The following is a 17991-nucleotide window of genomic DNA, read 5'->3' as shown; positions in this document are numbered from 1 at the left end:
GAAAGGTTATTTCAGTCCTATTTTTTCGCCCATGAATACAGAAGTTTCAAAACCTAATTGTGTTTGGGATAGCAAATCCTTATGAATATTTACAACATCTTTTTTAAAAAATAAGATTACTGTGGAACCACCAAATTTAAAATACCCCTTTTCAGCACCTTTTGTTATTTTAGTATTTGGACAATGACTCTGAATAATTGAGCCTACACAAGTAGCACCAACCTCTATATAAATAACATCGGAAAAGTTATCTGAATGAAATATACTCCATTCTCGTTTATTTTGGCAAAACAGCTTTTTTACGTTTTTTAAGGCTACTGGATTTACAGAATAATAATGGCCTTTAATTTTAGTTGTATCTCCACATATTCCATCATCAATAAAATGAAACCTATGATAATCAGTAGGGCATAATCTGAAAATTAAGCAGGTACCTCCATGATATGAACTATATATTTCATTATCTTTAAGAAGCTCTTTAAGTGAATAAGTAAACCCCTTTATTTGAACTATATTATTTAAGTCAATATCAGCGTATGCAGAAATTTTACCGTCACAGGGTGATATTAAAATATTTTTATCTTTAGGAATTATTCTAGCAGTTGTATTTAAGGATCTAGTAAAAAAGTCATTGAAGGATGAATACTGATCATGAGTCTTAGAATACATAGACATATCAATATCTAGAGTTTCAATAAAAGACTTAATTTTTTTAGAACTTATTTTAGTATCGCAATACTTACCATAAAATTTTGAGAAAAGCTTTTTCTTCAGCAGCAATTCAACTAGTCCTTTTCCTACAGGGGAGCAGTAAGTCCAATTTAAATATTTTTCACCGGCTACCTTTTCAATTTCATATTTGTTTTCAGTTCTGTTGTAATATTTAATCATCAAAATACCTCGTTTTACATTTTATTTTATAATTTTCCTGATTTTATTATAGAAATCATTAACCAAAAACCCATAAACGCTGCAGCTAGAAAACCCGTTATACCAATAATTGATATATTATATAATTTAGGACCTATATTTGAATTTAAAATTGTAGAAGAACCTATAATCATAGAAGAAATAATAAGGGCAAAGACTAAGCGATTAATGCCTTTATTTAACTCACTTATAGGGGTATTTAAATTTTTATGTTCTAATTGCAGTTTAGCTCTTCCGCTTATTAGACTATCAGATAATTCTATAATTTTTGAAGGTAGTCTAGATGAATCTTTTATAAATGAATACGAACGCATAAGTAGAGTGTTAAAATCCAAATGAGCCAGTAGTGAAAACTTATTATTAGCTTTTACGTAAGGAATAGCGATGTCTATTATTTTTATATCAGGGGAAATACGTGCTATTACGCCCTCTAAAATCACAAGTCCTCTTATTAGAAGCGTCAAATCGCGAGGTAAACGTAAATTGTTTTGCCTAGCTATATCAAAGATGTCGGAAATCAAAATTGAAATTTGAATATTATTTAAAGAAACTGAAAGGTAATTTACAAGAAGATAATCTAAATCTTCATAGAGTTTATTTCTATCTACATATCCCTTTTTTATTCCTATAGATAAAAGAGCTGAAATCATTTTATTTATATCATTAAAAGCAACAGCTGTTATCATATTGTTTAGTGTTGATTTTAAAGAAGTTGAAAGACTTCCCATGATTCCAAAGTCTATAAAACAAATTTTACCTTCATATACAAATATATTTCCAGGATGTGGATCGCCATGGAAAAAGCCATCTTCTAGCATTTGTTTTAAGTAAGATAACGCTAATTTCTTACCTAAATCATCAAGATCATATTTATCATGGTGTAGTCTTTTCATATCATCTATTTTAAATCCATTAACTTGTTCCATGGTTAAAACTTTAGTACTACACAGCTCATCGACTACATAAGGTACATATATAAATGCTACATCTTTGTTGAAATTTCTAAATGTATTTATATTTTTAACTTCATTATTAAAATCAAGTTCAAGTTCAGTGGTAAGTAATATTTCATGTAATGCTTCTTCTGGGTCAATTAGGGCGTCAGAAAATCTTGCCTTTGTAAGTCTTATTATGCGAACTAGTATAGAAATGTCGAGTTTCATCTTTTCTGCAATATCTGGTCTTTGTATTTTAACTACAACTTCTCTACCATCCTTTAAAATAGCTTTATGTACTTGGGAAATAGAGGCAGAGGCTAGTGGAGACTCATAAAACTTTTCAAAGCATTCAGTGGTTGATATGTTAAATTCATCAAAAAACATTTTATTTATAGTTTCAATGCTTTCTGGAGCGACGCTATCTTGAAGTTTTGATAGTTCAACTATATATTTGGGGGATAATAAATCTGGCCTTGTACTAAGTATTTGGCCGATTTTAATAAAAGTTGGCCCCAAATCTTCAAAGGCTTTCCTTAAATTTTCAGGAAGTTTATTTTGTTTTTTGAACTTAGAGTCTACAATATATCCAAAACCATAGGAGCCAAGAACTTTGATAATTTCTCTAAATCGATTGATAGAATTTAATTGCATTTTATACCTCGCTTAAATCATCACCACCTGTGATGAGATATCATTTGAAATCCTTCAATTAGTATTATACAATAGTTAATGTATTATAACTTTATTTATTTATAAATAATTTTATTTATCTTGTGAGTTATTGTTTTAAATAGCTATAGGTTGACATTACTATAAAAGTGTAATAAAATGTTTAAGTAGAATTGAATTTGCACCCGTAGCTCAGTTGGATAGAGCGTCCCCCTCCTAAGGGGAAGGCCGGAGGTTCGACTCCTCTCGTGTGCACCACAAACTAGTAAGGTAAAACTTTACTAGTTTTTTTATTTATGAATAAATAAATTGAATTTATAAGATTAAAGAAGTATAATAGTTATTATTAGATAATAATAATTTATAGAGCAGAGGGGTCTACATGGAAAAATATTTTATTAATGAAGCATTAAATGAAGCTAAAAGATCGTTATTATTAAATGAAGTACCTGTAGGTGCAGTTATAGTTAAGGACAATAAAATAATTGCGAGAGCTCACAACCTAAGGGAGACGCTTCAAGATGTTACCGCTCATGCAGAGGTTTTAGCTATAAGAAAAGCTTGTGAAGTAATAGGTGGTTGGAGATTAAATGGATGTGATATGTATGTAACCTTAGAACCCTGTCCCATGTGCGCAGGAGCAATATTACAATCTAGAATAAGAAAATTATATATAGGTGCTTTTGATCCTAGTGTTGGAGCTTGTGGTTCAGTTATAAATTTGATTCAAAATGATGCACTAAATCAATGGATAGAAATTAATTGGTTATACAACGAAGAATGTGGTAATTTACTTACTGATTTTTTTAAATATAAAAGATAATAAGGAGAAGAATATTATGGAGCAGAATATAAATAGAGAAATAATGGATAAAATTACAAAGGTATGTTTGTGTAAAGCTATACCAAAGGCTACAATAAAAAAAGCTATACAAAATGGGGCAAAAACTGTAGAAGATGTTCAAAAGGCTACGGGAGCAGGTTCGGGAGGATGCAAAGGCCGCAGATGTACTCCTAAGATTGAGGAGCTTCTAAAACAAGAATTAGAAAAGTAGTAATGGGTATTATACTTTAAATACATGGTTAAAAAACAAAAACGAAGCCTGAGGGCTTCGTTTTTGTTTTTAGAGAATTTTTTAGTCTAAAATAAAAGTACAAATTGGTGTAAAAAGTAAAATATAGCTGTTGACAACGATACCATAATGTATTAAAATGAACACAAATGAAGGTAAACGAAACAAATAAAATATAAACGAACATTAGCATTTGAAATATGATAAAAGGGGCTTAAAAATTATGTTTCCTGAGGAAAGAAAATCAAACATATTAAAATCTTTAAATAAACACGGGAAAGTAAAAGTATGCGATTTATCTAAGCGATATGATGTGTCGGAAGTTACAATTAGACGCGACCTTCAAGAATTGGAAGAGGATGAACTTATAAAAAGAGTACATGGAGGAGCGGTATTAAATGATAATACTAAATTTGAACCTACTTTTTTAGAAAAAATAGATAAGTTTTATGATGAAAAAGAAGCAATTGGAAAGTTTGGCGCATCAATGATAGTAGATGGAGATACAATTGCATTAGATGCAGGAACGACCACTCTTTGTATTGCTAGGCATATGACAGCTGTAAATATAACAGTTTTAACAAACTCTATCGATATAGCCTATGAACTTGCTAAGAAGAAGGACGTAGAGGTAATTGTTATTGGAGGAGCACTACGATGGGAAACTAGAGCCATGGTAGGACCGGTGGCAGATAATATGATTAAAAATTTCAAAGTAGATAAAGCGTTTATCGGAACAAATGCTGTATGTGTTATTAATGGATTAACTACACCTAATATTACAGAAGCTAATACAAAAAAGGAAATGATAAAAATTGCAAAGCAAACTATAGTAGTATGTGACCATACTAAATTTAATACGGTTTGTTTTGCTAAAATTACTGATTTAGATAGCATTGATATTATTATTACGGATAATAAATTAGATAATGAATTATTAGAGAACTTTGAAAAAGAAGATGTAGTAATTATGATGGCAAAATAAACGGAGGTGATTTAAGTGGTAATAACAGTGACGTTAAACCCTGCACTAGATAAAACAGTTGAGATAGATGAATTTATGATTGGTAACGTTAATAGAATTGTATCTACAAGATTTGATGCTGGAGGTAAGGGTATTAATGTATCCAAAGTTGTTAAGGAGTTAAAGCATAAAAGCATAGCTTTAGGTTTTCTAGGTGGAAGCAGTGGAAGTCTAATAAAAAATTACTTGGACCGTTTAGAGATTGCTAATGATTTTTTACCTTTTGAAGGTGAAACTAGGACTAATTTAAAAATAATTGATAAGGTTAACAATACGCACACAGATATAAATGAAAGTGGACCTACTTTAGATGAGCGATATGTTAACAGTATAAAAGAAAAAATAATGGAACATTGCACGTTAAAATCTTTAGTAGTTCTTTCAGGCAGTGTGCCAGGGGGTATTGGTAGCGGTATATATGGAGACATAATTAAGGCGGTAAAAATAAAAGGTGGTAAGGTTATATTAGATGCAGATGGTGAAATGCTAATGCAGGGCATTAAGGCCGGTCCCTATATGGTAAAACCCAATATTTTCGAACTTCAAAAGGCTTTTGGCATAACGATCCATAACGAAAATGAAGTTATAGAAACTGCTAAAAAGGTATTGGAATATGGAGTGAAATATGTAGTGATATCACAAGGATCAGAAGGATCATTATTCATTAGTCGAGATAAAGTTGCAAAAGTAAAGGGTATAAAAGTGGAAGTTAAAAGTACAGTAGGGGCAGGCGACTCTATGGTTGCGGCTCTGGCAGTAGCAGTGGAGTCCGGATATCCTTTTGAAGAAGCTATAAGGCTTGCCTGTGCAACAAGCACAGCCAATGTAATGACTGAAGGAACTCAAACAGGGAAGTTTGAAGACATAGAGAGGCTTAAAAAGCAAATAATTATAAAATATTTATAGAAAGGGTGATTATTAATGAATATTACTGAATTATTAAGTGTGAATACAATTAAACTTGAACTGACTAGTAAAACAAAAGAAGATGTAATTATAGAGATGGCAACAATGTTAGATGAGAATGGTAAATTGTTAGATAAAAATAAATATATAAAAGCTGTAACAGATAGAGAAAAAGAATTTTCAACAGGTATAGGTATGGGAATAGCAATTCCTCATGGAAAAAGTAGTGGGGTTAAAGAAGCAGCATTAGTATTTGGACGAAGCGAAGAAGGAATTGATTACCAGTCTATGGATGATGAGCTAGCTCATATATTCTTTTTAATAGCTGTACCAGAAGAATCAAGTAATGAGCATTTAAAAATATTAAGCCAGATATCTAGAAAGCTAATGCATAAAGAGCTAAGAGATAGCTTAATGAATGCTAATAGTCCTGAGGAAATAATTACTTTATTAGACCAATAGACATTACATGTTAACTATAGAAGATTTCTAAAAATAAAATTAAAAGGGGGAAGATTTATGAAATTTGTAGCAATAACTTCATGTCCAACGGGAATAGCTCATACTTATATGGCAGCTGAGGCTTTTGAAATGGCAGCAAAAGAAATGGGTGTAGAAATTAAAGTAGAGACGCAAGGTTCTGTAGGGGCAGAAAATCAATTGACAGAGAGTGATATAAAGGAAGCTAGAGTGGTAATAATTGCAGCGGATACCAATGTTTCAAAGGAACGTTTTGCAGGAAAGACAATAATTGAGGTTGGAGTAAAAGATGCAATTAAAGATGCAAAGGGCCTTATACAAAGAGCAATTGATATGAAAGTTGAAGTTAAAAACAGTTCCAAGCAAAGCAGTAACGTTGAAGAAGAGAAAAGGCCAGAGAAAAAAGGCATTTATAAACACCTTATGACCGGAGTTTCTTATATGATTCCTTTTGTAGCAGCTGGTGGTATTTTAATTGCACTTTCTTTTGCTTTTGGAATACATGCTTTTGAAGTAGATGGATCTATAGCCGCTGCATTAAAGAGCATTGGGGGCGCTGCTATGGGCCTTATGTATCCAATATTGGCAGGGTTTATAGCATTCTCTATAGCAGATAGACCTGGTCTTATACCAGGTATGATTGGTGGTATGCTTGCGGCAACGGTAGGTGCTGGCTTTTTAGGTGGAATGGCAGCAGGTTTTTTAGCTGGTTATACTGTACTTTTCTTAAAGAAAACAATAAAACTACCAAAATCATTACAAGGTTTAATGCCAGTTATAATATTACCAGTTTTATCTACATTAGTAGTTGGTCTTGTAATGGTATTTATTATAGGAAAACCTGTAACTGCTATAAATGTAGCAATGTCAGAGTGGTTAACTAATTTAAGCGGAGCAAACGCAGGACTACTCGGAATTATTATTGGTTTAATGATGGCATCTGATATGGGTGGACCATTTAATAAAGCTGCATATACATTTGGAGTTTCAACTTTGGTAGTGGGTCATACTTCTATGATTATGGCTGCGGTAATGGCAGCAGGAATGACCCCTCCATTAGGAATAGCGCTTGCAACAGTTATAGCAAAAAAGAAATTCTCGCCAGAAGAAAGAGAATCAGGAAAATCCGCTTGGGCATTAGGGTTTGCATTTATAACAGAGGGTGCAATACCATTTGCTGCTGCGGATCCACTTAAAATAATACCTTCAACAATGGCAGGTGCTGCAGTTGCAGGCGCATTATCTATGGTATTTAAATCAGCAATAGTAGCTCCACATGGTGGTATATTTATATTATTAATTCCTCATGCAGTTACTAATTTAGCTGGATATATAATTGCAATAGTAGCTGGTACAATAGTAACTGGTCTTATGGTTTCAGTATTAAAAAAAGATGTTACTGTTAAAGAGAAAGAGTATATTAACAATAATGTAGCAAAATATTAATGGTTTAAAAAAGTTTTACTCATAAAAAAGTAAAGCTTTTTAAAAATAGGTAACCCTAGTTTACTAGGGTTACCTATTTTTTATAATATAAAATATAATTTTTACTTTAAAAAATCAGAATATTGTTAATATTCTAACAAAATCGTTTACATAGGGGGTGAAAAGTTGTATTATATAACTTATATAATTGATATTATATTAACACTTGAATAATATAATAAAATAAAAGATATTTTTTCAATTTAATGTAAGGGGATGATTTTAATGGATGAGGAAAAATGTTGCTTAAAATGTGGAGAAATTGACATTAGATTAGAAAAGGTAAAAGAAATCACTGAAAAATTCAAAGAAATGAAAGGCGCTTTAATTCCGGCACTTCATGAAGTGCAAAAATTATTCGGTTATCTGCCAGAAGAAGCGTTACAAGTAGTATCAGAAGAGCTTAATATACCCATGTCAGAAATTTATGGAGTATCGACATTTTATTCACAATTCACATTAGAACCAAAAGGAGAGCATATAATTAAGGTATGTCTTGGTACTGCCTGCTATGTAAAGGGAGCACAGGATATTATAGAAAGATTATCTAGTGTTTTAGAAGTAGAGGTAGGTAAGACAACGAAGGATGGTAAGTTTACTTTAGAAGCTGCTAGATGTCTTGGTGCATGTGGACTCGCTCCAGTCCTTATGGTAGATGATAAAGTGTATGGAAGATTAATTCCTGCTGATGTAATAAGGATAATTGAAGAATACAAGTAAAAAAGTAAATTAGTAAACTTACTTATGGAGGGATGTCAATGAAGACGGTACAGGACCTTGAAGAGATAAGAAAAAATACTTTTAATAGAGTTAACCAAGGAACAAATAGAAAAAGCACAAGAATTGTTGTTGGTATGGCTACTTGTGGAATAGCGGCAGGAGCAGATGATGTTTATGATGCAATAGTAGATGAAATTGATAAACTTGGATTAGCTAATGTAATAGTAGCTAAGACGGGTTGTATAGGTGTGTGTAGATTAGAACCTATTGTAGAAATTATAAGACCTGGAGAAGAAAAAGTAACTTATGTTAAGATGTCTCCTTATAAAGCTAGAAGGGTTGTAGCTAGTCACGTATTAGTTGGAACGGTTAGAAATGAATATACAATGCATGTAATTCAGGGGAGAATTCTTAATGATTATATATTAGATAACGATTAAGAATTATTGTCTATCCCAAAGGAATAGAAAGGGGGAATTTTAATGGAGGTTTACCACTCTCAGGTACTTGTTTGTGGGGGAAAAGGATGTGTTTCTCCAGAAGCAGCAGACCTTTTTAGAAGTTTAAAGTCAGAAGTAAGGAAACATAAATTAAATCATGAAATTGAAGTATTAAAAACAGGTTGTTTAGGGCTTTGCGAATTGGGCCCTGTTGTAGTAGTTTATCCAGAGGGAGTTTTATATACCAAAGTAAAAACTGAGGATATAGCAGAACTTGTAGAATCACATTTTATTCAAAATAGGGTACTAGAGCGTCTTGAGTATAAAATCAAAGAGGGAGAAGGAAATGTAAGAAATCTTAATAAATTAGATTTTTTTAAAAAACAATTAAGAATAGCTCTTAGAAATTGTGGGATTATAGACCCGGAAAATATTGATGAATATATAGCCCTTGATGGGTACAAGGCTTTAGAAAAGGTACTTACATCTATGTCTCAATTAGAAGTAATTGAAATTGTTAAGAATTCGGGACTCAGAGGACGCGGTGGTGGAGGTTTTCCTACTGGGCTTAAATGGCAATTTGCAGCTAAGCAGGAAAGAGATGAAAAATATATAATTTGTAATGCAGATGAAGGAGATCCAGGTGCTTTTATGGATAGATCTGTTCTGGAAGGAGATCCTCATTCAGTGCTTGAAGCTATGACTATAGGCGGGTACGCTATAGGGTCAAGTAAAGGTTTTATATATGTTAGAGCAGAATATCCACTAGCCGTTGAAAGACTGGAAATAGCTATTAATCAGGCTAGAGAATATGGACTACTAGGAGAAAATATTTTAGGTGTAGGTTTTAATTTTGATATAGAAATAAGACTTGGAGCTGGTGCTTTTGTTTGTGGAGAAGAAACTGCTCTTATGCAGTCAATTGAAGGTAAAAGAGGTATGCCTATGCCTAAACCGCCATTCCCAGCTGTTAGTGGACTTTGGGGCAAGCCTACAATTATAAATAATGTTGAAACTTTTGCTAATATAGTTCCTATTATATTAAAGGGAGCTGAGTGGTTTAGCAGCATAGGTACAGAGAAAAGCAAGGGTACAAAGGTATTTGCATTAGGAGGAAAGATTACAAACACTGGCCTTATAGAAATTCCTATGGGAACAACACTTAGGGAGACTATTTTTAAAATAGGTGGCGGTATACCAAATGCAAAGGAGTTTAAAGCAGTTCAAACAGGAGGGCCTTCAGGGGGATGTATTCCGGAATCAGAACTTGATACTCCAATTGGATATGATAACTTAGTTGCTCTTGGCTCTATGATGGGATCTGGCGGCATGATAGTTTTAGATGAGGATAACTGTATGGTGGATGTAGCTAGATTTTTCCTTGATTTCACAAAGGACGAATCTTGTGGTAAATGTACTCCCTGCAGAATTGGAACTAAAAGATTACTTGAAATGCTTGAAAATATTACAAAGGGAAATGCGGATATGGAGGATATAGATAAACTTGAACAACTAGCCCTTGGAATAAAAAAGGTTGCATTATGTGGGCTTGGGCAAACGGCTCCTAATCCGGTGCTTTCAACTATACATCATTTTAGAGATGAATATATTGCTCATGTGCAAGATAAAAAATGTCCAGCTAAAGTTTGTAGAGCTCTAGTGCAATATGTGATTTTAGAGGACAAGTGCAAAGGTTGTGGGTTATGTACTCGTAATTGTAATGTCGGTGCTATTAGTGGCAAGTTACAAGAACTTCATGTAATTGACCAAGATATATGTGTTAAGTGTGGTATGTGCGTAACCATATGCAGATTTAAAGCTATTGTTAAAATATAATTTCGGGAGGTGAAAAAAATGGAAATGGTAAACTTGATTATAGATGGAATAAAAGTAGAAGTTACTAAAGGAACCACAGTACTTGAGGCATCAAAATTAGTTGGAGCTAAAATACCTACATTATGTTTTTTAAAAGATGTAAATGAGGTAGCTGATTGTAGAATGTGTGTGGTACAAGTAGGAAAAAAATTATTGGCATCTTGCACACTTCCAGCTGAGAATGGAATGGATATAAAAACTAACACCGCTGAAGTGCGCGAAGCAAGAAAGATGGTAGTTGAGTTATTATTATCAAATCATAAAAGAGAATGTACAACTTGTATAAGAAATGAAAATTGTGATTTACAAACAGTAGCAAAGGAATTAAATATAAGAGATATAAGATATAGTGGGGAAAAAAGCGGTGGAATTTTGGATGATTCTTCATGTTCGGTAGTAAGGGATACTGAAAAGTGTATACTTTGTGGGAGATGTATTTCAACTTGTGGCAACATTCAAACTGTCCACGCAATAAACTTTTCGGGAAGAGGATTTGACACTAAGGTTACCACTAGTTATGAGAGGCCTTTAGGGGAATCACTATGCATAAATTGCGGTCAATGTATTTTAGCGTGCCCAGTAGGAGCCTTACATGAAAAAGAAAGTATAGTGCCTGTTTGGAAGGCAATAGAGAATCCCAATAAATATGTGGTAGTTCAAACAGCGCCAGCGGTAAGAGTAGCATTAGGCGAAGAATTTGGTATGCCGATCGGTAGTCGCGTTACAGGCAAAATGACTTCAGCTTTAAGGAGAATGGGTTTTGATAAAGTCTTTGATACTGACTTTGCGGCAGATCTTACTATTATGGAAGAGGGAACTGAGCTATTAACTAGATTAGATAATGGCAAAAATCTTCCACTAATGACATCCTGCTGTTCTGGATGGGTAAAATTCGTTGAACACAATTTTGCTGATTTAATTCCTAATTTATCAACTTGCAAATCACCTAGTGAGATGGAAGGTGCTTTAATTAAGAGTTATTTTGCAGAAAAGATTGGTGTTGACCCTAAGGATATTGTAGTTGTTTCAATTATGCCTTGTGTTGCTAAAAAGTTTGAAGGTGAACGTGAAGAATTATCTAATGATGGTATGCAGGATGTAGATTATGTTTTAACTACTAGGGAACTGGCTCAAATGATAAAAGAGGCAAATATAGATTTTGTTGATCTAAATGATGAAGAGTTTGATGATCCTTTTGGAGAATCTACTGGCGCTTCAGTAATCTTTGGTGCAACTGGAGGAGTTGCAGAAGCTGCGTTAAGAACAGTATTTGAACTCTTAGCTGGAAAAGCACTAGATCAAATAGAATTTTTAGCTGTTAGAGGCCTTACGGGTATTAAAGAAGCGACTATAGAATTACCAGATGGAAGAAATATAACTGCAGCTGTGGTTCATGGACTTTATAATGCTAGAAAATTGTTAGATTTAGTTAGAAGCGGTGAAAAACATTATGACTTTATTGAAGCTATGGCATGCCCTGGTGGATGTGTAAATGGTGGAGGTCAACCAATAGTTAATTCACAAATAAAAGAAAAAATTGATATTTCAGAGGAAAGAGCAAAAGCTATATATGATGAAGATAAATCTTTACCTTTTAGAAAATCGCATAAAAATTCACATATAATCAAAATATATGAAGAGTTTTTAGGAGAACCTAATGGTCATTTAAGTCATAAGTTATTGCATACTGAGTATAAAGAAAGAAATAAATTTTAAATATTTATCTTTACTTTTTCACCATAGTAAGCCACAATAATTATAAAGAATCAAGTTTAACTTATAAACTTGATTCTTTTATTTGTAGCTTAATAAAAAATGTAATACAAAAGGAGAGGTTACGTATGAATCCAATAGCTTTTAATATATTTGGATTATCCGTTGCATGGTATGGTATTTTTATTGCAACAGGAATGATGGTTGGGATTTTACTCGCCCAATTTACTGCTAAATTAAAAAATGTTAATTATGATGAACTTTTAAATATTACACTAATATCTTTTCCTATAGCTATTATTGGGGCTAGAGCATATTATGTAGCATTTGAATTTAATCAATATAAGGATGATTTAATACAAGTATTCAATATCCGTCAAGGTGGTCTTGCTATACATGGTGGAGTTATATTTGGTATGATAGCAGCATTACTTTATACAAGGTATAAAAAAGAGAGTCTTTTAAAATTTGCCGATGTGGCAGCACCATCTATAATTATAGGTCAGGCTATAGGGAGATGGGGAAATTTCTTTAATAGTGAGGCACATGGTGGAATGGTTACGCAGGGGTTTATAAGTAAATTCCCAGACTTTATACAAAAGGGAATGCTAATAGACGGAGTGTATTATCATCCAACATTTCTTTATGAATCGATATGGAATGTGATAATATGTTTAGTGCTGATTTATTTATTAACAAAAACATTTAAAAGAGGAACTGTGTTTTTTACTTATATAGGCCTATATTCCATAGGAAGGTTCTTTATAGAGGGACTCAGAACTGACAGTTTAATGTTTGCAGGTTTAAGGGTAGCGCAATTAATAAGTTTAGCAGGAGTAGCATTATGGATTATATTTCTTGTGATAAATTATAAGAAAAAAGATTTACGGTACTAATTTATTATTTAAATTTACAAAAACATTTATAAAATAACAGTTGAAATTACTACTTATTAATAGTATAATTGTTTTTGTTGCACTACTTGAGTGTGCGCAAACATTAGAATGATTTATGGAGAGATGTCCGAGTGGCTTAAGGAGCACGCCTGGAAAGCGTGTGTAGGGGAAACTCTACCGAGGGTTCGAATCCCTCTCTTTCCGCCAGTTTATATTTCCGTACTAGCTGGGGAGTTAGCGGTGCCCTGTAACTTGCAACCCGCTACAGCAGGGGTGAATTCCTCACCTAGGTTATAAGCTGTGTGGTCTGACCTATATAAGTGGCGTTGATAATTGGGCTCCACGCAATGGAAATTCATGAACCCCGTCAGATCCGGAAGGAAGCAGCGGTAAGTGAAATCTTCCGTGTGCCGTGGATCAACCTGGTTTGAGTTAACTGTATAGGTAACGCATATAGTTTATTTATCGAAGTGAGGTGTACGGTCTACAAAAGAATTATAAGATGCCTAATAGGCATCTTTTTTTATACTAACTATTAATTTTTAAGGTAAATGGATAACCTTTATAAATACTAACTAATTTTTGCATTTAAATGATATAATTATTTAAAAGAGGTGAAACTTTTGGCATATAAGGCATTATATAGAGAATGGAGACCAAGAACTTTTGAAGATGTAGTAGGTCAGGACCATGTGACAATAACATTAAAAAATCAAATTAAAGGTCAGCGGATAGCTCATGCATATCTTTTATGTGGTACCAGAGGAACAGGAAAAACCTCAACTGCTAAAATATTAGCCAAAGCAGTAAATTGTTTGAACTCAGATAATGGAGAGCCTTGCAACCAATGTGAAATGTGTAAAAAGATAAATTCAGGAACAGCAATAGATGTTACTGAGATAGATGCGGCATCACATAATGGGGTAGATAATATTAGGGACATAATTGAAGATGTTCAGTATCCTCCACAAGAAGCTAAGTATAAAGTTTATATTATAGATGAGGTTCATATGTTATCCATAGGAGCGGTTAATGCGTTCTTAAAAACACTTGAGGAACCACCAAGTAACATAATATTTATATTGGCAACTACTGATCCCCAAAAACTTCCAATAACAATACTTTCCAGATGTCAAAGATTTGACTTTAAAAGAATAAAGAGTTCGGATATATTTGAAAGACTTAAAAGAATTGTTACTGAGCAAGGCGTTCTTATTGGCGATGATAGTTTGAGATTAATATCAAGAATTTCTGATGGAGCTATGAGAGATGCACTAAGTATTCTAGACCAAGCCATATCAATGAATGATGGTACGGTAGAGTATAATGATGTTATAGATATGCTAGGACTTGTTACGTCTGAGAGTCTTATAATGATCTCAGACAATGTGATAAATAGAGATATTGAAGGGGCAATAAAGTCAGTAAATGAAATAGTATACAGTGGTAAGGATATATATGTATTTATAAAAGACATGACTATTCATATGAGAAACCTTATGATGGTTAAGGTAAGTGACAATGTAGAAGATATTTTAGATATGTCCAGTGAAAATATAGATATTTTAAAGCAGCAAGCGTCTAAAATTAGAGTAGAAGAAATTATGAGGAATATAAAGATACTTCAAGATGCAGAGGAACAAGCTAAGTGGAGCAAGCAAAATAGAATTTATTTAGAACTTGCAGTTATTAAAATGTGTAAAATAGAATATGACACGTCAAAAGAAGTGCTACTTGCAAGAATAAATAAAATAGAAGAAATAATAAAGCAAGGAAAGATAACTGTAGTTTCTGAAAACGGAGCACCTAGGATTTCTGAAGGGAATGATGGGAAAAAAGAAAATAAGCCTAATAAAAAAACAGAAATAAGAACTGTTAAAAAGCATAATGATAATTCTAATTTAACCGTAGATATAGTAAAAAAATCGTTTAAAGATATATTAGATATGTTCAAGGCAAGAAGACATATGGTTATATATGCTTCCTTAATGACAGGAAAAATTGTGGCATGTGATGGAGGTGTAATAGAGTTAGGTTATGAAAAACAATTTTCATTTAATAAAATTAGACTTGAAAAAGAAGAAAATAGAAATTTGATTGAAGAAATATTTTCGGAAGTACTAAAGGAGGAAGTAAAAATAAAATATACTGTAGAATCTGATGAAGAAAAACAGGTTAGATCACCTGAGGATATATTAAGAGAAACATTTGGAGAAGATCTTGTTGAGATATTAGATGAATAAATACATGTTATAGATTAATAAGTAAAATAAATTATAAAAAAAAATTATGGAAATAATTATACTTATTAGTATATAATAATATAGAAAGGGTTTAATAGATTCATGAATCTATTAAATCATAAATATAATGATATTAACTTTAATAAATAATAAATAGGAGGTAACAATTATGGCTAAGGGTGGATTACCAGGTATGGGTGGAAATATGAATAGTTTAATGAAGCAAGCTCAAAAATTTCAAAAGCAAATGGAAGAGATGCAAAAGGGTTTAGAAACTAAGGAATACGTAGCATCTGTTGGTGGTGGAGCAGTAACTGCAATAGCTAATGGAAAGAGACAACTTATTGATGTAAAGATAAAACCAGAAGTAGTAGATCCAGATGATGTTGAAATGCTTCAGGATTTAATTATGAGTGCTTGTAATGAGGCGTTAAAAAAGGCGGAAGATGAAACAAGTAGTGAAATGGGTAAACTAACAGGTGGATTAAATATGCCAGGAATGTTCTAGTAAACAGTAGTTTAACAGCTGCACAGTTAAGAGGTGACTAAATTGGAGTTTTATCCAGTAGCAATAGAAAAACTTATAGAAGAATTTGCTAAACTCCCTGGTATAGGGAAAAAAACTGCTCAGAGGCTTGCATTATTTGTTCTAAATCTTCCTAAGGAAGAAGTAGAGGAATTTGCTGGTGCACTGGTTAAAGCAAGAGGAACTTTAAAATTTTGCTCTATATGTGGAAGTTTTGCAGATGCAGACCCTTGCGCAATTTGCTCTAATCCAAATAGGGATAAGAGTATCATATGCGTTGTTGAAAACCCAAAAGATATTATGACTATGGAAAAAGTAAGGGAATTTAATGGGGTTTACCATGTTCTTCATGGAACAATATCCCCTATGGCAGGTAGAGGTCCTGAAGACATAAAGCTCAGGGAACTTATAAGAAGAATTAATGGAGACGTGCGTGAAGTAATAGTAGCAACTAATCCAAACATAGAGGGTGAAGCTACAGCTATGTATATATCTAAGATATTAAAACCACTGGGTGCAAAAGTTACAAGGATTGCACATGGTATCCCAGTTGGTGGAGATTTAGAGTACATAGATGAAGTAACTCTTTCTAAAGCTTTAGAAGGAAGAAAAGAAATATAGAATATTACTCCTGTTTTATGTCAAGAATTTAGAAAGGACATAAAATGGGAGGTTTTTATTATGAATAGAAAAAAAATAATTGAAATATTATTTGCAACTTTAAAATATACTGACGATCAGAAGGATATTATTATTGGGTTAGAAGCAGCTAAGCTTGAATGGGAAAATTCTAAAAAATATTTTGAAGTTGCAGATGATCCTAAACTAATAGACTATGCAATTTATAGAGAAGATCAGTCCAAAGCTAAATATATATATTTTTTATTAGAAGCTAAAAGAAAAGGTGTTACCATTGATGCTAGTTATATGATAGAAGAAATTGGTGCTATTAACGAATAATTTTCTGGTTTTATTATTAATGTATTAATATATATTAGTAATAAAACATAAACATAATATATTAAATTCTAATTAGGGGGACTTAGATATGGAGTATGCATTATATTTTTTAATTGCAATAGTTGCAATGGTAATTGTGGTCAAGCTATTTTCGTGGCCACTAAAAATGCTAGGGAAGCTAATAATGAACGGTGTTTTTGGTGTCTTACTTTTGTTACTTGTTAATTTTATAAGCCAGTATACAGGGTTTAAGGAAATATTTATTGAAATCAATGCTGTCACGGCACTTATTTCTGGATTTCTAGGGGTGCCTGGAGTAATATTTTTAATAATCTATAATTTGGTAATGTAATGTTATTATAGTAATATTTGGTAATAGTAAAAATAAAAATAGAGTAATATGACTTTTAACTAGTTAGAAGTATGTTACTCTATTTTTTTGACTAAATAAAAGTTTTAGTATTAGTATATTTGTAGACCGTTAAGGAAAATACTTGCATTATAGAAAGATACAGTTATTGTGTGATATTTACAATATGAGGGATAACTATCCTGGTGTATCAATATAAGGTATATAGAGATAAAGTTTAAAAATCCAAGAATACGCGACCTGTTTTATTTTAATTACGTTAAATTAAATTATGCTAGGAAATTTATATGATAAGATATTGCATGTCGCTTCTTACAAGAACCGATACATTTAAAATTAAGTTGTGAAGCTTTATAAGATTCTATTGAAAAACATTAGAAAATCAGTTGACAAAAGTACACTAAACTGATAAAATTGTAGAAGTCGTCTTATGATGACAAATGGAATTGGTCTTTGAAAATTAAACAGAGAAATAGGTAAAGAATAGCAAAATAATATTTTGCTAAACCAGTTAATTACTTTAGAAAAAAGTAAATTTTTAGTCGTAAGACTAAATAGTATGTAATGAGCTTGAGGAATCAACTTAATTGTTGATTAAGCAACTTAACAGTTGTCTCAGATTAATCATTTCAAACTAAAAGTGTAAACTTTTAAATTGAGAGTTTGATCCTGGCTCAGGACGAACGCTGGCGGCGTGCCTAACACATGCAAGTCGAGCGATGACGTGCTTCCTTCGGGAAGCA

18 protein-coding genes, 2 tRNA genes, 1 rRNA gene and 1 other RNA gene are annotated in these 17991 nt (G+C 32.5%); 20 read left to right on the top strand and 2 right to left on the bottom strand.

The window, feature by feature from the left end; all coding sequences use genetic code 11:
• Positions 1–6: 6 nt before the first annotated feature.
• Positions 7–891 (bottom strand): phosphatidylserine decarboxylase, encoded by an 885-nt coding sequence (locus ACREWB_RS00110; protein ID WP_431545457.1) that lies wholly within the window; start codon positions 889–891, stop codon positions 7–9.
• Between the two features lie 26 nt (positions 892–917).
• Positions 918–2519 (bottom strand): ABC1 kinase family protein, encoded by a 1602-nt coding sequence (locus tag ACREWB_RS00105; protein ID WP_431545456.1) that lies wholly within the window; start codon positions 2517–2519, stop codon positions 918–920.
• 199 nt (positions 2520–2718) lie between these two features.
• On the opposite strand from ACREWB_RS00105, the gene ACREWB_RS00100 reads away from it, so the two are divergent.
• From ACREWB_RS00100 to ACREWB_RS00005, 20 genes are all read left to right on the top strand, one after another.
• Positions 2719–2795: transfer RNA gene (locus ACREWB_RS00100), tRNA-Arg, on the top strand.
• 124 nt (positions 2796–2919) lie between these two features.
• Positions 2920–3360, top strand: a complete 441-nt coding sequence (locus ACREWB_RS00095; RefSeq protein ID WP_431545455.1) for a nucleoside deaminase — start codon at positions 2920–2922, stop codon at positions 3358–3360.
• A gap of 16 nt (positions 3361–3376) precedes the next feature.
• Positions 3377–3592, top strand: a complete 216-nt coding sequence (locus ACREWB_RS00090; RefSeq protein WP_431545454.1) for a (2Fe-2S)-binding protein — start codon at positions 3377–3379, stop codon at positions 3590–3592.
• A 241-nt stretch (positions 3593–3833) separates the two neighbouring features.
• Entirely contained in the window at positions 3834–4595 is a 762-nt protein-coding gene (locus ACREWB_RS00085) for a DeoR/GlpR family DNA-binding transcription regulator (RefSeq protein ID WP_431545453.1), read from the top strand.
• A 15-nt stretch (positions 4596–4610) separates the two neighbouring features.
• A complete protein-coding gene (gene pfkB / locus ACREWB_RS00080) occupies positions 4611–5540 on the top strand; it encodes a 1-phosphofructokinase (RefSeq protein WP_431545452.1) in 930 nt (309 codons plus the stop codon).
• A 15-nt stretch (positions 5541–5555) separates the two neighbouring features.
• Positions 5556–6002: a PTS sugar transporter subunit IIA gene (locus tag ACREWB_RS00075; protein WP_431545451.1), complete on the top strand. Its 447-nt coding sequence runs from the start codon at positions 5556–5558 to the stop codon at positions 6000–6002.
• 57 nt (positions 6003–6059) lie between these two features.
• The gene (locus ACREWB_RS00070) at positions 6060–7466 is read left to right on the top strand and encodes a PTS fructose transporter subunit IIC (RefSeq protein WP_431545450.1); all 1407 of its coding nucleotides are present in this window, start codon (positions 6060–6062) and stop codon (positions 7464–7466) included.
• 264 nt (positions 7467–7730) lie between these two features.
• Positions 7731–8225, top strand: a complete 495-nt coding sequence (gene nuoE / locus ACREWB_RS00065) for an NADH-quinone oxidoreductase subunit NuoE (RefSeq protein WP_431545449.1) — start codon at positions 7731–7733, stop codon at positions 8223–8225.
• Positions 8226–8263: 38 nt separating this feature from the next.
• Positions 8264–8665: a (2Fe-2S) ferredoxin domain-containing protein gene (locus ACREWB_RS00060; RefSeq protein WP_431545448.1), complete on the top strand. Its 402-nt coding sequence runs from the start codon at positions 8264–8266 to the stop codon at positions 8663–8665.
• Positions 8666–8707: 42 nt separating this feature from the next.
• Positions 8708–10501, top strand: a complete 1794-nt coding sequence (gene nuoF, locus ACREWB_RS00055; RefSeq protein WP_431545447.1) for an NADH-quinone oxidoreductase subunit NuoF — start codon at positions 8708–8710, stop codon at positions 10499–10501.
• 18 nt (positions 10502–10519) lie between these two features.
• Entirely contained in the window at positions 10520–12256 is a 1737-nt protein-coding gene (locus tag ACREWB_RS00050; protein ID WP_431545446.1) for an NADH-dependent [FeFe] hydrogenase, group A6, read from the top strand.
• A gap of 125 nt (positions 12257–12381) precedes the next feature.
• Positions 12382–13149, top strand: coding sequence for a prolipoprotein diacylglyceryl transferase (lgt, locus tag ACREWB_RS00045; RefSeq protein ID WP_431545445.1), 768 nt, complete (start codon positions 12382–12384; stop codon positions 13147–13149).
• Positions 13150–13266: 117 nt separating this feature from the next.
• Positions 13267–13356 (top strand) — tRNA-Ser (locus tag ACREWB_RS00040).
• 10 nt (positions 13357–13366) lie between these two features.
• Positions 13367–13632: signal recognition particle sRNA large type (gene ffs, locus ACREWB_RS00035), an RNA gene on the top strand.
• Between the two features lie 140 nt (positions 13633–13772).
• Positions 13773–15392 carry a DNA polymerase III subunit gamma/tau gene (dnaX, locus tag ACREWB_RS00030; RefSeq protein ID WP_431545444.1) on the top strand — a complete coding sequence of 540 codons (1620 nt, stop codon included), beginning with the start codon at positions 13773–13775 and terminating at the stop codon, positions 15390–15392.
• A gap of 169 nt (positions 15393–15561) precedes the next feature.
• Positions 15562–15900 (top strand): YbaB/EbfC family nucleoid-associated protein, encoded by a 339-nt coding sequence (locus ACREWB_RS00025; RefSeq protein WP_431545443.1) that lies wholly within the window; start codon positions 15562–15564, stop codon positions 15898–15900.
• 42 nt (positions 15901–15942) lie between these two features.
• Entirely contained in the window at positions 15943–16539 is a 597-nt protein-coding gene (gene recR / locus ACREWB_RS00020; protein ID WP_431545442.1) for a recombination mediator RecR, read from the top strand.
• A 60-nt stretch (positions 16540–16599) separates the two neighbouring features.
• Positions 16600–16878: a DUF2508 family protein gene (locus ACREWB_RS00015; RefSeq protein WP_431545441.1), complete on the top strand. Its 279-nt coding sequence runs from the start codon at positions 16600–16602 to the stop codon at positions 16876–16878.
• Positions 16879–16966: 88 nt separating this feature from the next.
• A complete protein-coding gene (locus ACREWB_RS00010; RefSeq protein ID WP_431545440.1) occupies positions 16967–17230 on the top strand; it encodes a pro-sigmaK processing inhibitor BofA family protein in 264 nt (87 codons plus the stop codon).
• Between the two features lie 669 nt (positions 17231–17899).
• Positions 17900–17991: ribosomal RNA gene (locus ACREWB_RS00005) — 16S ribosomal RNA — on the top strand; the annotation flags it as partial.

This window comes from Clostridium sp. (assembly GCF_050717635.1).
Taxonomy (GTDB): domain Bacteria; phylum Bacillota; class Clostridia; order Clostridiales; family Clostridiaceae; genus Clostridium_AD.
The sequence above is the reverse complement of the archived record's forward strand: the minus strand, read 5'-3'. Positions and strand labels throughout refer to the sequence as shown.

What these genes read in the sequence shown, in the direction of transcription:
- ACREWB_RS00095 (WP_431545455.1), top strand. Translation starts at nt 2,920, where the DNA reads ATGGAAAAATATTTTATTAATGAAGCATTAAATGAAGCTAAAAGATCG.
- ACREWB_RS00060 (WP_431545448.1), top strand. Translation starts at nt 8,264, where the DNA reads ATGAAGACGGTACAGGACCTTGAAGAGATAAGAAAAAATACTTTTAAT.
- ACREWB_RS00025 (WP_431545443.1), top strand. Translation starts at nt 15,562, where the DNA reads ATGGCTAAGGGTGGATTACCAGGTATGGGTGGAAATATGAATAGTTTA.
- ACREWB_RS00105 (WP_431545456.1), bottom strand. Translation starts at nt 2,519, where the DNA reads ATGCAATTAAATTCTATCAATCGATTTAGAGAAATTATCAAAGTTCTT.
- ACREWB_RS00090 (WP_431545454.1), top strand. Translation starts at nt 3,377, where the DNA reads ATGGAGCAGAATATAAATAGAGAAATAATGGATAAAATTACAAAGGTA.
- ACREWB_RS00050 (WP_431545446.1), top strand. Translation starts at nt 10,520, where the DNA reads ATGGAAATGGTAAACTTGATTATAGATGGAATAAAAGTAGAAGTTACT.
- ACREWB_RS00015 (WP_431545441.1), top strand. Translation starts at nt 16,600, where the DNA reads ATGAATAGAAAAAAAATAATTGAAATATTATTTGCAACTTTAAAATAT.
- ACREWB_RS00075 (WP_431545451.1), top strand. Translation starts at nt 5,556, where the DNA reads ATGAATATTACTGAATTATTAAGTGTGAATACAATTAAACTTGAACTG.
- ACREWB_RS00010 (WP_431545440.1), top strand. Translation starts at nt 16,967, where the DNA reads ATGGAGTATGCATTATATTTTTTAATTGCAATAGTTGCAATGGTAATT.
- ACREWB_RS00110 (WP_431545457.1), bottom strand. Translation starts at nt 891, where the DNA reads ATGATTAAATATTACAACAGAACTGAAAACAAATATGAAATTGAAAAG.
- nuoF (WP_431545447.1), top strand. Translation starts at nt 8,708, where the DNA reads ATGGAGGTTTACCACTCTCAGGTACTTGTTTGTGGGGGAAAAGGATGT.
- nuoE (WP_431545449.1), top strand. Translation starts at nt 7,731, where the DNA reads ATGGATGAGGAAAAATGTTGCTTAAAATGTGGAGAAATTGACATTAGA.
- ACREWB_RS00070 (WP_431545450.1), top strand. Translation starts at nt 6,060, where the DNA reads ATGAAATTTGTAGCAATAACTTCATGTCCAACGGGAATAGCTCATACT.
- lgt (WP_431545445.1), top strand. Translation starts at nt 12,382, where the DNA reads ATGAATCCAATAGCTTTTAATATATTTGGATTATCCGTTGCATGGTAT.
- ACREWB_RS00085 (WP_431545453.1), top strand. Translation starts at nt 3,834, where the DNA reads ATGTTTCCTGAGGAAAGAAAATCAAACATATTAAAATCTTTAAATAAA.